This window comes from Curtobacterium sp. MCSS17_007 (genome assembly GCF_003234175.2).
In the GTDB taxonomy this organism is placed as follows: Bacteria; Actinomycetota; Actinomycetes; order Actinomycetales; family Microbacteriaceae; genus Curtobacterium.
Genome location: NZ_CP126257.1, coordinates 1,226,781 through 1,239,958, shown reverse-complemented (window position 1 = coordinate 1,239,958; position 13,178 = coordinate 1,226,781). Strand labels below are relative to the sequence as shown.

The 13,178-nt window shown below is 69.4% G+C and carries 12 protein-coding genes and 1 tRNA gene; 10 read left to right on the top strand and 3 right to left on the bottom strand.

Translation table 11 applies throughout. The annotated features are described in order from the left end of the window. Window positions 1-149 precede the first annotated feature (149 nt). From DEJ22_RS05845 to DEJ22_RS05835, 3 genes are all read left to right on the top strand, one after another. Window positions 150-533, top strand: coding sequence for a P27 family phage terminase small subunit (locus DEJ22_RS05845; protein WP_111225750.1), 384 nt, complete (start codon window positions 150-152; stop codon window positions 531-533). Then, complete coding sequence (locus tag DEJ22_RS05840) at window positions 530-829, top strand: hypothetical protein (protein WP_111225749.1); 300 nt, start codon at window positions 530-532, stop codon at window positions 827-829. Before DEJ22_RS05845 ends, DEJ22_RS05840 begins: the two co-directional genes overlap by 4 nt. 642 nt (window positions 830-1,471) lie before the next feature. Continuing rightward, window positions 1,472-1,618, top strand: coding sequence for a hypothetical protein (locus DEJ22_RS05835; protein ID WP_181430631.1), 147 nt, complete (start codon window positions 1,472-1,474; stop codon window positions 1,616-1,618). Here DEJ22_RS05835 and DEJ22_RS05830 read toward each other — a convergent pair. After that, window positions 1,600-2,970 carry a hypothetical protein gene (locus DEJ22_RS05830; protein ID WP_146241650.1) on the bottom strand — a complete coding sequence of 457 codons (1,371 nt, stop codon included), beginning with the start codon at window positions 2,968-2,970 and terminating at the stop codon, window positions 1,600-1,602. The genes DEJ22_RS05835 and DEJ22_RS05830 overlap by 19 nt on opposite strands. 187 nt (window positions 2,971-3,157) lie before the next feature. Continuing rightward, window positions 3,158-3,221 (bottom strand) — tRNA-Ser (locus tag DEJ22_RS05825). A 429-nt stretch (window positions 3,222-3,650) separates the two neighbouring features. On the opposite strand from DEJ22_RS05825, the gene DEJ22_RS05820 reads away from it, so the two are divergent. The 4 genes from DEJ22_RS05820 to DEJ22_RS05805 all read left to right on the top strand — a co-directional run bounded on the left by DEJ22_RS05820 (window position 3,651) and on the right by DEJ22_RS05805 (window position 5,902). Continuing rightward, on the top strand, window positions 3,651-3,869 hold the full coding sequence (locus tag DEJ22_RS05820; RefSeq protein ID WP_111225746.1) for a hypothetical protein: 219 nt from the start codon (window positions 3,651-3,653) through the stop codon (window positions 3,867-3,869). Then, a complete protein-coding gene (locus DEJ22_RS05815) occupies window positions 3,866-4,180 on the top strand; it encodes a hypothetical protein (protein WP_111225745.1) in 315 nt (104 codons plus the stop codon). Before DEJ22_RS05820 ends, DEJ22_RS05815 begins: the two co-directional genes overlap by 4 nt. A 95-nt stretch (window positions 4,181-4,275) precedes the next feature. Then, on the top strand, window positions 4,276-4,851 hold the full coding sequence (locus tag DEJ22_RS05810; protein WP_146241649.1) for a hypothetical protein: 576 nt from the start codon (window positions 4,276-4,278) through the stop codon (window positions 4,849-4,851). A gap of 196 nt (window positions 4,852-5,047) precedes the next feature. Beyond that, window positions 5,048-5,902: a DUF6602 domain-containing protein gene (locus tag DEJ22_RS05805; protein WP_349775158.1), complete on the top strand. Its 855-nt coding sequence runs from the start codon at window positions 5,048-5,050 to the stop codon at window positions 5,900-5,902. Window positions 5,903-6,000: 98 nt separating this feature from the next. Here DEJ22_RS05805 and DEJ22_RS05800 read toward each other — a convergent pair whose 3' ends face one another. Further along, window positions 6,001-9,489, bottom strand: coding sequence for a proline dehydrogenase family protein (locus DEJ22_RS05800; protein ID WP_111225742.1), 3,489 nt, complete (start codon window positions 9,487-9,489; stop codon window positions 6,001-6,003). Between the two features lie 81 nt (window positions 9,490-9,570). On the opposite strand from DEJ22_RS05800, the gene DEJ22_RS05795 reads away from it, so the two are divergent. The 3 genes from DEJ22_RS05795 to DEJ22_RS05785 all read left to right on the top strand — a co-directional run bounded on the left by DEJ22_RS05795 (window position 9,571) and on the right by DEJ22_RS05785 (window position 13,121). Beyond that, window positions 9,571-10,491 carry a LysR substrate-binding domain-containing protein gene (locus DEJ22_RS05795; RefSeq protein WP_111226358.1) on the top strand — a complete coding sequence of 307 codons (921 nt, stop codon included), beginning with the start codon at window positions 9,571-9,573 and terminating at the stop codon, window positions 10,489-10,491. Window positions 10,492-10,759: 268 nt separating this feature from the next. Continuing rightward, window positions 10,760-12,325 (top strand): putative Ig domain-containing protein, encoded by a 1,566-nt coding sequence (locus DEJ22_RS05790; protein WP_111225741.1) that lies wholly within the window; start codon window positions 10,760-10,762, stop codon window positions 12,323-12,325. Window positions 12,326-12,488: 163 nt separating this feature from the next. Continuing rightward, window positions 12,489-13,121: an FMN-dependent NADH-azoreductase gene (locus DEJ22_RS05785; protein ID WP_111225740.1), complete on the top strand. Its 633-nt coding sequence runs from the start codon at window positions 12,489-12,491 to the stop codon at window positions 13,119-13,121. Window positions 13,122-13,178 lie beyond the last annotated feature (57 nt).

Here is a 13,178-nt window from a genome sequence, read left to right as displayed (position 1 = left end):
TTTGAAGTCGCTCAGAGCCGCACTGGCCTCTCATCTGCGGTTTCCGCGCAACTGATGTCCCGCAGTCGGGTGCAGAAACCGCGACTTAGAGCACGACTCGCCGCCACTGCCGCCCTAGCGCCACCACCTGATCCCCGAACGGATACCCCATGACCTCCGACCTCTACCTGCCGATGGCCGCGCCGGACGACGACGCGGCTCCGGCGCTCCCGCGCCACTGGAGCGCCGAGGCCAAGCGTGTCCACGTCCGCATCCTCGCCGAGCGCCCCGCCATCGCCGGTGCCGACCTGTCGTCGCTCCACCAGGCATGCACGATGATCGCCACCGCCGACCGGTACGACCGGACGATTCGGGCCGCTGGCTCGACGGTCTCCGGCTCGACCGGCCAGCTCGTCGCTCATCCTCTCGTCTCCGAGGTCCGCCAGCTCCGGACTGCCGCGGCGTCGATCCTCGATCGCCTGTCACCGGTGCAGTCCCGCGCCGAGAAGCGCCAGCAGGCGGGCCTCAACCGCACCGGCCGGGCCACCCGATGATCGCCGTAGACGTTCCCACGCTGCCCCGCGTCGGCCCCCTGCCGACGCTCCGGCTCTACGCCCGGCCGACGACGCTCGACGCTGCCGCCGCGGTCGCCGTCGCCTATGCCGACGACGTCCGCACCGACTCAGCCGTGACGCGGGCCGACGTAGCGGACATCGCAATGCGCGCGCTGCTCTACAACGCCGGACCGGCTCAGGCTGGCCCCTCACCGCTGGCGTTCGCCGACCTCCGCGCCCTCATGGCGCGTGACCCGAGCGCCGACGACCGCCTACGGGCGGCACTCGCCCGCTAACCCCCATTTCAGAGCCCCGACCGCACTCCCTCGGCCGGGGCATTGTCTTGTCCGAAAGGCCCACATGCCCGACTACTCAACCCCGCTCTACTGGCGCGGTCACCGGTTCCTGGTCGAACACCGTCCGCTTGCTCGTGCCCTGAAGCGCGCAGAACGAGGCGCGACCCCGTCCCAGTTTCTGGACGCAGCGCTCAGCGACCGCGACGCCGCCGTCCTGTTCGGCAGCCGGCCGACGGCGATGAGTTCGCCGCACTGGCCGCGCTCCTCTACGAGGACGCCCGGGACCTGTGGCCAGCGAGCCATAACGATGAGATGAGCTGACAGCACAGCAGGGCAAGCACCGCCGAGCTGCACACACTGAGATTTCGGGACGTCAGCTGCGAGCGGAGCGGGGGGACGCAGGGCAGCCCGTCCGCAGGGAGGATGCTGACCTGCGGGAGTATCTCCTGCTCCACCCGTCCAGCGGCGACACCGATTCACTGTTCGGACGATCCAGGAGCAACTGGTCTAGCCGGCCGGACTGGTCGCGCGACATCGACTGCGGGGAGTGTGCACCTACTACCTCGTGCCAGTTGCCCAGCAGGCGGGTGCAGTGCTGCACATGCGCTTCCATGACCTATGCCTCACGTACGCCTCGCTCATGTGAGCCGCGGCTTCAAGCCGTACGAGGTGGGCCGCCGGATGGGGCACTCGTCGGTTTCCACGACAGACACCATCTACGGCCACCTGTACCCGACCGACTACGACGAACAGATCACGCGGTTCGAGGCCTACGTCGCGGAGGTGTGATCCCCGTACTGATCCCAGAATCTCGGGTAGAAGAGGGATAGGGGTGATTCTGCGTCACCGTGCTCGCTGAGCGCCGCCCGACACTGTCGAGCAATCTCCGCCCTGTAGGTGTCGATCTGCGGCACCAGCGTGAAGATGCTCGTCATATCGATCGGAACAGTGCGGAACTGCCCGACGTCGAATGGTAGATGGTCGCCCGACCGGATTAGCTGGACCGCCGGTAGCCGACTCGCGTGCCGCAAAGCGAGCTCGTAGAACACGTTCGGATTGCCGAAGGAAAGGTCCGCGATCACGAGCGGAGCTCGAACGAGATGGTCAATGATCTGAGCAGTGATCATGCCCGGTGTGCTGATGCGATCTGCGCGGACTATTCGCAGCCCAAGCGTCTCCAGCGCTGGTTCAATGAGAGAGCCCAACATGAGGTCCGCATGCATCCGTTGCTCCGACCCCTCCTCCCCGATCGGCGTTACCAAGAAGCAAACGTCCGTGAGGTCAGCGGCGTTGGCTATCACCTGCGCAGGTGACTTGGCACTCTTGCGGGGTGCCGGGGGTGCCCGGTGGAACTCTCGGTGCGGCAGATCAGCCTCAGCTTCGTCCACATCGTTCTCGTCGTCCTCCGGTAGTTCTTCAGCGACCTCGTCCAGGAGGATCTCGAAGGTGAGGAGTCGCTCGGCACCGGCGTACGTCGTGAGTAGTCCGAGGTCACGGGCGTTCGCGAGGAACGTCTCAACGCACTCGTTGGAGTGCGCCTTCGACGTAAGGGCTTGTTCCACGACAAAGTCGACCATGACTGAAGCGGCAGGCATGCGGTTGTTCTTGAACTGTTCGTACAGGGCGTTGAACGGCACGACGTCCGCGATGGCCAGCTGGAGCCGCGCTGCCAGCTTGGCTTGGCCGAGGGACTCGTCGCCTGATGCCAGTGAACCCTTTTCAGTCAGCTCCAAAAACTCAGCCTGATAGCTCCCCTTAGTCAGCCCGTATTGGGAGGAATTCGTCACCAGCTGTCGGCTGGTGCCGGAATCCGCCGAGCGGCCCATCTGGTCGAAGAGCGTCAGCCTCCGCACACGTTGACCAGCGGCGTATCGCTGGATGGCCTCTGCCAGAGGCAAAGACTCGAGGAAAGACGCAGCTGGGTAGGACCGAGGCGTCCGCGTCTTCCGCGGCTTCTTGCTGGGATCCGTTGTCTTTGAGGTCGCGTCGGCACTGGCTTCGGGGATCTCCGTCGTAGGGCCTTCAACTTGCGGCGAGTCGGGTTCGTTCGGCTGAGCTTCGTCAGCTCCCGATTGTTCCGAATCCGCGTTAGGGGCGCTCGCGGTTGTAGTGGGCGACGGGACGTCGGTGTCCGAAGGCATGGCTGCGTTCCTAATGATGGAAGGTGAGGGCTGCTCCTCACAACCTACAGCGGCTGCGCTCCGTCGCCTGGCACCCATCCGGGGGCTGCGCCTCCGCCACGCGTTGACCCGCACAGAGGGGTTTCGGAGGGGTTCGGCCTGAGCGACCGTCACTCGGACGGGCCTAACTTCCCAGTAGCCACAAGAGAGGGGATGACGGGAATCGAACCCGCGTAGCCAGTTTGAAAGACTGGTTTCCACCTCCATACCTCGGCGGAAGCGTGCCCGGTCAGCAAAGCTCTCGGCCCGCTGGAGGTCCTAACGCCCGCCCCCTCGGCGCGCAACGTTCCACGGGCTTCGGGCGTCCGGCATTGTCGTCTTTCGCCACGCCCGTTTTCAACTTCTACCTACCCCGTTCGCATCGATGGCCATCGATGCAATACGAAATCACCCCCTCCCGAGCACACGCCGTCGCCATCCATACCCCGCGCGCTGTGCGCGAAGCTCAGGCCCGCGGCGGCGACCTCGCGTCGATCAGGCGTGCCCAGCAGTACGGCACGCAGCCTGCCGCACCGCGAGGCTGGGACCCGTCTATACCCGGGCTCGGGTACGTCTACTAGCCGGCTAGGGCTGGCCCGTTCCGTTGTCTCGTATTGCATGTCGGTCCTACTCTCGTTCCACCCGAATGAAATTGGACCCTCATGGCGCGCACCGCGGCCTACATCGATGACGCCGTCGGCCTCGATGACCTCTGGGAGAACGACGGCACGGGCACCGCCGCGTTGCCAGCCGACGCCATCGCACTCATCGCCGCCCGCCTCGATGCATGCCGTCGCCAGGTAGACCAGGCCGTCACAACAGCAACGAGCGCAGACCTCGACGCAACATTCTGGGCCTCGCGTCTCGACACGCTCGCATGAAGCCACCGCGCGAGCGCCCCCCACTCATCCGCCTGCGCACCAGCGCGCCAGACCCGACGCCGCGGCTGGCACTTGTCAGCCCCGACGTCTACGAGAAACTGCACCCGGGCCAGACCCTCATCGGCCTCATCAGTGAGGTCGCCGCGCTCTACCCAATCGGGACCGAGGGGACACTCCTCGTGCACACGGTCAAATCGGTCGATCGTCCGCCCTACACCGTGGGCTACACATCGGTCACGTTCGGCGACGAGCACGACGAGTTTCCGATTATCAACCGCATCCGAGAGCGCCGACAGAGCGAATCGGAGTGAGACAAGCGCCGCCCGACCACAACGAATAGCCCCCGTCCCTGCTCCGGTAATGGCGGGGCACTCGTTGTGTCGGCCGCTCATGCTTCACTCGCAACGTGAGCGTTTCCGTGGTGACCGACCTGGCGATCCCGGTCGCCTCCATCCTTGTTCCAACGGCTGTCGCAATCGTGCTCGCTGCCGGCGAGCGTCGGCGATCGATCAGCGAACGCGCAGAGGAGCGGCGACAGGCGCAGCTCGACGCACGCGAGGAACGCCGTCGAGCCGCCATCGACCGCGTGTTCGACTGCTTGCTCGATTCGCTTATCAGCGATCAGGAACTCGATTCCGACGCCGCGGTGATGAAGGCGCGCAGGCTCAACAGCGCGATCGGGCGTCTTCAGTTCGCGCTCGACGGTACGGAGCCGTGGCTAATCGACTGGCTTGCCGTCGAACACAAGGCGCTCGGGATAATCCAGACCGCCGCAAAGCTGCGCAAGACGCGCGCGGACGCAGCGACGGACGTCGCGAACCGTACCGGCCTACTGAGCCTTTACGTCCTGCGGGCTAACCAGCTGTCGCAGCACATCCTCGATTACGAAGCGGCGGGACGCTCTGAGGTGTTGGCACGCGACTGGCAAGCGGAAGCAACAGCCTTCGCTGACGATCCCGTCGGAGGCGCCCAACCGGGTTGATCGGGCCCGATCCGCTGGCATCGATCGCGAGAAGCAATCGACACACGGGCAGCCTCGATGTTGCGGCTGCGCTCAGCTGCCAGTCCTCGTTCGAGCGCGCGGACGTGCGTTCGGTTCGACCGGGTCCGAAGCCCGGTGGCGCCGACGAAGGCCGCAGGACTTCCCCTCATGTCGACGCGGTTGCGAAGATACGAGGATGACTTCCGTTTCCAGGCCCGATCCCGCTATCAGTCAACGACTGAAGGACGCCCTCGCGACCGACGAAGAAGTACTGAAGCTCAGCCTGTCTCGCGCTCGCGCTCATTTCAATCACTCGGGCATGAAGGGTGACGCCGTAGAGGAAGCTGCTCGCGACTTCTTGATGACACACCTGCCCCGACGCTTCGGAGTCGGGCGAGGCGAGGTGATCGACCGGAAGGGGAACCGCACGAGTCAGCTTGACATCTTGATCCTCAACGAGGACCAACCCTTTAACTACCCGACTGATCAACCGGGGGTCTATCTCGCGGAGGGCGTCTCCGCGATCGGTGAGGTGAAGTCGGCCCTGACGAGGACCGAGCTTGCTGACATCGTGAAGAAGGGAGCGCAGGTTCGCGCGCTCCGCGTCGTCCCTCAGAAGGGGGAAATCATGTATTCGAATCCCTCCGACGGTCCGCGTTACATCGACTCGTTTCCTTACTTCGCTGTCGCGACGGAGACGACGATGAGCAGGGATTCGATTCTGGAAGCCCTCAATGACCTCGCGCCGGTGCCTGATTACGAGCCTGAGGACGCGAGCCCCGGACTGGCACCGCTCGATGCGCTCTTCGTGCTCGGCACGGGCGCGTTCCTCAACCTTGGGAACGGCAAGGGCGAGATATCCATGGAGGAGAGCGACGGCAGTCGGGTGAAGGGGTGGGAAGCGGTAGCCGACGACAAGGCCCTCGTGTGGATGTTCGGATGGCTCGATATCGTGATGCCGCGAAGGATTCGATGGAGCAGCATTGCTGCGCCTTACCTCTTCGCTACGACGGATGGAGCCTCGCGAGCCCCGGAGCCGCCAGCAGCCTAGGGACGACCTGATCGATCGTAGATGCTCCGTTGCAGACGGAACGTCACGATCGTGGCTCCTGGTCACCTCGTTGAGCGTCGCTGCGCGCTTCTCCGAACTTAGTGCCCAAGACGAACCGCACCGATCGCTTTCCAGAGGTGGTTCGGCGTCCCGAAGCGGTGCGCCGTGATCGACACCGCCTGCTCGCGGAGGAACGGGAGCAGCTCGATGCGGCCGGCCTCGGTGACGGGCTCCCCGTACACGGCGACGTCGGGGCGCCCGCCGATCGCGGTCGTCAGCGCTGCGGTCTCGCCGCCGATCAGCCGGACGCGGGTCGACTCCCCACGCTCGAGGTGCTTCGCGAAGGCCTCGTCGGACTGCCCCTCGGCGACGGAACGCACGTTCGGCAGCGCCCGGACCGCCGTGGCGACCGACGCGGGCAGGGACCCGACCGACGAGACGTGCACCTGGGTACCGGCTCGCACCGCTGCGGCGACGACGCGCACGAGGTCGGCGACCGCGGGCTCCTCCGCCGATGCCAGGCGGACGTGGACGCCCGGGTACGGCAGGTACCGCGCGATGTTCCGCTCGGCCGAGAGCGCCGAGACGTCGACCGCTGCGCCGAAGAGCGACGACCAGGCCTGCTCGTCGGACGCGGTCGCCCGGTCGAGCGACTCGGACGTGACCCCGGCGGCGCGGAGGAACGAGCGCACGGGCGCGGATGCCGACCCACCGGCCGAGGCCGCTGCGGGCGACCAGGACCCGAGCCCGAGCAGGTAGTTCAGCCCACCGGCCTTGGTGCCGGCACCGACGGCGGACTTCTTCCAGCCGCCGAAGGGCTGCCGCCGCACGATGGCGCCGGTGATCCCGCGGTTCACGTAGAGGTTGCCGGCCTCGATCCGGTCGAGCCAGGTGCCGATCTCGGTGGCGTCGAGCGAGTGCAGGCCCGAGGTCAGGCCGTAGTCGACCTCGTTGACGATGTCGATCGCCTCGTCGAGGGTGTTCGCGGTCATGATGCCGAGGATCGGACCGAAGTACTCGGTGCGGTGGAACGCCGAGCCACGGCGGACGCCGTCTCGGACACCGGGGCTCCAGAGCTTGCCCGTGTCGTCGAGGCGCTTCGGCGCGACGGCCCACGACTCCCCCGCGCCGAGCGTCGTCAGCCCCTCGAGCAGCTTGCCCGCGGCCGGCTCGATGACCGGGCCCATCTGCGTCGTCGGGTCGGTCGGGTACCCGACGGTGAGCGACGACACGGCGTCGAGGAGCTGCGAGCGGAAGCGGCGCGAGGTGGCGACGGATCCCACGAGCACCACGAGCGAGGCGGCGGAGCACTTCTGCCCGGCGTGCCCGAACGCCGAGGCGACGACGTCCTTCACGGCGAGGTCGAGGTCGGCCGACGGCGTGACGATGATCGCGTTCTTGCCCGAGGTCTCCGCGAGGAGCGGCAGGTCGGGACGGAACGACCGGAACAGCTCGGCGGTCTCGTACGCGCCGGTGAGGATCACCCGGTCGACCTGGGGCGCTGCGATGAGCTGCTTGCCGAGGTCGTCCTCGGCCACCTGCACGAAGGCGAGCACGTCGGCCGGCACCCCGTGGGCGTCGAGCGCGGTCTCGATCACCGACGCCAGCACCGCGCCGCAGCGCTCGGCCGGCGGCGCGGGCTTGAGCACCACGGCGGACCCGGCCGCGAGCGCCGCCAGGGTCGAGCCTGCCGGGATCGCGACCGGGAAGTTCCACGGCGGGGTGACGAGGGTGAGGGCGGCGGGGCTGAAGGACGCGCCGTCGACGTCGTCGAGCTGCGCCGCGAACTCGCCGTAGAAGTGGGCGAAGTCGATCGCCTCGGAGACCTCGGGGTCGGCCTGGTCGATCGTCTTGCCCGCCTCGGCCGCCATGACCTCGACGAGGGCGGCGCGGTTCGCCTCGAGCGCATCACCGACGGCGTGGAGCACCGCACCGCGGGCGGCGCCGGACCACGAGCCCCATTCCGCGCCGGCGGCACGGACGCGACCCAGCACGGACTCGAGCTGCTCGGCGGAGGTGAGCCGGGCCTCCTGGACGGCGCGCTCCCCGAGCGTCGAGGTGGCGACGCGAGACGTGATCGCTGCGCCCCACTCGCGGACCGCCGCGACCGACGGGTCGCTGTCCGGGGTGTTCTCGAAGTGACCCGGGCGCGGCCGTTCGACCGCCGCGTACCGGTCGGCGACGCGGTGCGGTGCGGGGGCGTCGAGTCCCCCGGGCTGCATGAGCGGGGCGAGCGAGTCGCGGAAGCGGGACTCCTCGCGTGCGAAGAGCTCGGGTGACGATGCCAGCGAGAACACCGCCGACATGAAGTTCTCCTGCGACGCGCCCTCTTCGAGTCGGCGGATCAGGTAGGCGATCGCCACGTCGAACTCGCCGGGGTGGACGACCGGCGTGTAGAGGAGGAGTGAACCGACGGTGCGGCGGACCGCCTCGGCCTGCCCCTGCGCCATCCCGAGCAGCATCTCGAACTCGATGCCGTCACGGACGCCGCGCTCCCCCGCGAGCAGCCAGGCGTGTGCGACGTCGAACAGGTTGTGCCCGGCGACGCCGACGCGCACGTTCGCGATGCGCTCGGGGGTGAGTGCCCAGTCGAGCACGCGCTTGTAGTTGGTGTCCGAGTCCTGCTTGGTGTGCCAGGTGGCGAGCGGCCACCCGTGCACGGAGGCCTCGACCTGCTCCATCGGCAGGTTCGCGCCCTTGACGAGCCGCACCTTGATGTCGGCACCGCCGCGGGCACGACGCGCGGCCGACCACTCCTGCAGCTGCTGCATCGCGGCGAGCGCGTCGGGCAGGTACGCCTGGAGCACGATGCCCGCCTCGAGGTCGGTGAACTCCGGCTCGTCGAGGAGCTTCGTGAAGACCGCGATCGTCAGGTCGAGGTCCTTGTACTCCTCCATGTCCAGGTTGATGAACTTGTGCGGGCTGCTCTGCACGGCCCGGCGGAAGAGCGGACGGAGCTTCGCGATGATGTCCTCGACCGCGTGGTCGAACGCCCACGGCGAGTGCGGGTGCACGGTCGACGACACCTTGATCGAGACGTAGTCGACGTCGGGACGGGCGAGCAGGCGCTCGGTGCCCTCGAGACGGCGGGAGGCTTCCCCCTCGCCGAGGACGGCCTCGCCGAGCAGGTTCACGTTGAGCCGGACGCCGTCGCGCTTGATCTTCGCGATCGCGGGGCCGAGCTTGGCGTCGGTCGCGTCGACGATCAGGTGGCCGACCATCTCGCGGAGCACCCGTCGCGCGATCGGTACCACGACGCCGGGCAGCACCGGCGCCATGCCGCCGCCGAGCCGGACGAGCCCACGGAGCGCGGCGGGCAGGAAGCCCGGTGCACCGGGCGCGATCTGCCGGAGCTTGCGCGCGGCCACACCGAGGTCCTCGGGGCGGACGACGCCGTCGACGAACCCGACCGCGAAGTCGAGCCCTGCCGGATCGGCGAGGACCCCTGCGAGCTGCTTCGCGGAACCGTCGACCGGGTAGGTCTCGGCCTCGGCCAACCACTGCCGCACCAGGGCGACGGACTGGTCCGCGAGGTCGTGGTGCTCGGTCGGTGCGGCTTCGGCGTCGCGCGCCTGCAGGTCGGTCATGGGATCAGTGTGGAGTTCCGGAAGCGTAAGCGGAAGCAACTCCTGCTGATGCGTACCGTTCAGTTCAGCTACTGTTCCGTCATGCTCGACGTCCGCCGTCTCGTGCTCCTCCGAGAGCTCTCGATCCGCGGCACCGTGGCCGCCGTGGCCGAGGCGATGAACTTCACCCCCTCGGCGGTCTCGCAGCAGCTCGCGGTGCTCGAGCGTGAGGCCGGCGTGCAGCTCTTCCGACGCTCGGGTCGCCGGCTGCAGCTCACCCCGCAGGCCGACGTCCTCGTGGCCGCGGCGGGCGAGGTGCTCGACGTGCTCGAACGTGCGCAGGCCAGCGTCGAGTCGACCCTGACGACGGTCCAGGGCCGGGTGCGCGTCGCGGTGTTCCAGTCCGCCGCGCTCGCCCTCATGCCGACGGCGCTCCGCACGATGGCGCTGAAGCACCCGGACGTCCGGGTCGAGATGGTGCAGCGCGAGCCGGAGACGGCGCTGAACGAGACCTGGGCGCGCGACTTCGACATGGTGATCGCCGAGCAGTACCCGGCGCATGCTGCCCCGCGTTTCCCGGGGCTGGACCAGCGTGACCTGACCACGGACGCGGTGCGGCTCGCGCTGCCGCCGGCGGACACGACCCTGGTGCCCCTGACAGACGACGACCCGGCCGTCGCCCTGGTCGACGCGGCCGAGATGCCGTGGGTGATGGAGCCGCGGGGCGCGGCGTCCCGGCACTTCGCAGAGCAGACCTGCCGCCGAGCCGGGTTCGAGCCGGACGTCCGGTACGAGACGGCCGACCTGCAGGCGCAGATCCGCCTCATCGAGTCGGGGAACGCCGTCGGCCTGATGCCGGACCTCGTCTGGGCCGGACGCTCGACGTCCTGTCGCCTGCTCGACCTCCCGGAACCGGCCCGACGCACGATCTTCACGGCGCAGCGGATGTCGAGCGCGGACTCCCCCGCGGTGACCGCGCTGCGGGCCGCCCTCGAGGGCGCGGCGACGGCGCAGCACGCCTGACGCCCTCCGTGCGTCCGACGGCACCGGGCGGACGGGAGGCTCCCCGCTGGCCACTGAGGAGCTCCTGTCCGTCGTCCGGTCGCCGTGGCTCCACGGCAGCAGCCGCCGTCCCAGCGTGCGGACTCCCGCACGTGCCCCCAGTCCAGGTCACGATCCGTGCGCACGCGCTCGCGTTCCGCGGCTGAACGGCTACGCTCCGATCACGCCGTGGATTCACGGCAGATTCTCACGATCCGGCACCCGACCGGACCTGAACCCTGGGGGAACAGTGCACCGCAGCACCTCCACGACCCGCCGCGCCTGCGCGCTGGGGACCACCATCGCGCTCATCGGCATGTCCACCGGCTTCGGCGTCCTCACGTCGACCGCCGCGTACGCCGACACCTCGACCGCCGCCGTCGCCTCGTCGACCGCGTCCCAGCCGACCGACACCACGGCCCAGCCGACCGACACGACCTCCGACCAGTCGGCCGGCAGCACGGCCTCGCCGGCCCCGACCTCGCCCACCTCGACGACGCCGGCCGACGGCTCCACGAACCCGTCCACGCCCGCGGGCACCGACACCGCAGCTGCGGAGCCGACGGGCACCTCGGACGCGCCGGCAGCCAGCACGGCCCCGGCGCCGAGCGGCGACACGGCCGCGACCGCGGACAGCTCGGCGGCGGCCGCGCCGGCCGAGCAGGACGCCGAGATCCTCGGCGACCCCGCCGTCGGCGAGCGGCTCAACGTCAGGACCGCCTTCACGGCCGAGGGCTGGTCGTGGACCGACGACCAGGGCACCGTGCTGTCGACCGGCCCCTTCCTGGAGGTGGGCACCGAGGCGATCGGTCACCGCATCTCCGTCGTCGTGACCGGGGCGGACGGCGAGATCGCGCGCGGCACCACCGACGCCGCGGTCGCACCGGTCTTCACCGACGCGGACGGCAACCAGTACGTGGACGGCGATTCCACCTCGATCCAGGCCGTAGCGGGCGAAGCGTTCAGCGGCACCTTCACCGCCGAGGGCACGCCCGCGGCCACCTACACGGCACAGTCCGTCTCTCCGGAGGACGGCGAGTACAGCTCGGTCCTGCCGGAGGGCATCACGTTCGACGCTGCGACGGGCACGGTCCGCGGCACGCTGACGTCGACCGACGAGTCCTACGAGATCCTCGTGACCGCGACGGTCGGCCAGGCGAGCTCGAGCCTGTTCGTGGACATCTCCGTCGAGGCGGCCGCACCGGCGGGCATCCTCGTCACCGCCATCGACGCGGGCACCCTGGACAGCGCGGGCCCGACGAACGCGTGGCTCATCGCGCCCGACGGGTCCGTCTCCAGCGGTGACATCACCGACTTCCCCGAGGACTTCACGCCCGGAGGGCGTCCGACCGTGGCCCAGGGCGGCTCGCTGGTCGTCTACGGCACGTCCGTCGACCGCTTCGGCAACGACGTCCTGCCGTTCGACGACGAGACCGGCGAGATCAACTGGCCGAAGACGACCGTCACCTCCGACGTGGCGTCCGACCTCATCGAGGAGCTCTCGGAGGGTGACGGGCCCGCCGTCGCGCAGGTGACGTTCCCGCACGCCTCGACGCACACGCTCACCGTCGCGAGCGCCGGACTGCCGAGCACGTCGTTCGCCGTGGAGGTCACGCCGACCGCCGTCCCGACCGTGCTGACCCCGGCCACGCCCGTCGCCGCCGCGGCACCGGTCACGCCGAAGCGCCCGACCGGACGCCTCGCCTACACCGGCACGGACGAGACCGCACCGATCGCCTGGGCCCTCGGCCTGATCGCCGCCGGTGCCGGTCTGGTCGGTGCTCGCGCCCTCCGTCGCCGTCGCGCCCAGCGCTGACCCGCTGCCTCCGGTTCCGCTCCGTCACGAGACGGTCGGACGGGAGGCACCTCCCGCGGCCCCGCCGTGTCCCGACCGGACACGACGGGGCCGTCCGGCGTCCTGCGGGACCGGATCGGTGGGCTGCCCGTCCACCACGGCTCGGCGTCGGTAGCGTTGGCGCATGCCCACCCTCCTGCACATCGACTCCTCCGCCGACCTCGCCCACTCGCGTTCGCGCGCACTGACCGCCGCGTTCGCAGACGCCTGGCGCGCGCGGGGCCCGGAGTACACCGTGGTGCGGCGGGACCTGCACGTCGACCAGCTCCCGCACCTCGAGACGTCCGCGCTGCACTGGGCAGCATCGGACCGCACGCCGGACGAGACCGTCGCCCCCGAGGCCGAGGCACTCCGCCAGCAGGTCATCGACGAGCTCCTCGCCGCAGACGCCGTGGTGGTGGGGGCTCCGCTGTACAACTACACGGTGCCGTCCACCCTCAAGGCGTGGATCGACCGTGTGCACGTCCCCGGGGTCCTCGCCGGTGACGTGCAGCCCCTCGCCGGACGCCCGGTCGTCACCGTCGTGAGCCGAGGCGCCACCTACGAGGCCGGCACCCCGACCGAGACGTGGGACCACGGCTCGCCCGTGCTGCACCTGATCCTCGGCACCGCCCTCGGCATGAAGCTCTACCCGGTCACCGTGAGCGCGACCCTGGCCGACCGGATCCCCGACCTCGCCCCGCTGGCCGAGCACGCATCGGCCGAGTTCGCCGACGCCAGGACCACGCTCGAGCGCCTCGCCGCCACCGTCGTCTGACGCCGACGCCGACGCCGACCTGACGGCCGTCCGGTCGCGACGACGCGGACAGCCCGC

What these genes read in the sequence shown, in the direction of transcription:
- DEJ22_RS05845 (WP_111225750.1), top strand. Translation starts at nt 150, where the DNA reads ATGACCTCCGACCTCTACCTGCCGATGGCCGCGCCGGACGACGACGCG.
- DEJ22_RS05840 (WP_111225749.1), top strand. Translation starts at nt 530, where the DNA reads ATGATCGCCGTAGACGTTCCCACGCTGCCCCGCGTCGGCCCCCTGCCG.
- DEJ22_RS05830 (WP_146241650.1), bottom strand. Translation starts at nt 2,970, where the DNA reads ATGCCTTCGGACACCGACGTCCCGTCGCCCACTACAACCGCGAGCGCC.
- DEJ22_RS05820 (WP_111225746.1), top strand. Translation starts at nt 3,651, where the DNA reads ATGGCGCGCACCGCGGCCTACATCGATGACGCCGTCGGCCTCGATGAC.
- DEJ22_RS05815 (WP_111225745.1), top strand. Translation starts at nt 3,866, where the DNA reads ATGAAGCCACCGCGCGAGCGCCCCCCACTCATCCGCCTGCGCACCAGC.
- DEJ22_RS05805 (WP_349775158.1), top strand. Translation starts at nt 5,048, where the DNA reads ATGACTTCCGTTTCCAGGCCCGATCCCGCTATCAGTCAACGACTGAAG.
- DEJ22_RS05800 (WP_111225742.1), bottom strand. Translation starts at nt 9,489, where the DNA reads ATGACCGACCTGCAGGCGCGCGACGCCGAAGCCGCACCGACCGAGCAC.
- DEJ22_RS05795 (WP_111226358.1), top strand. Translation starts at nt 9,571, where the DNA reads ATGCTCGACGTCCGCCGTCTCGTGCTCCTCCGAGAGCTCTCGATCCGC.
- DEJ22_RS05785 (WP_111225740.1), top strand. Translation starts at nt 12,489, where the DNA reads ATGCCCACCCTCCTGCACATCGACTCCTCCGCCGACCTCGCCCACTCG.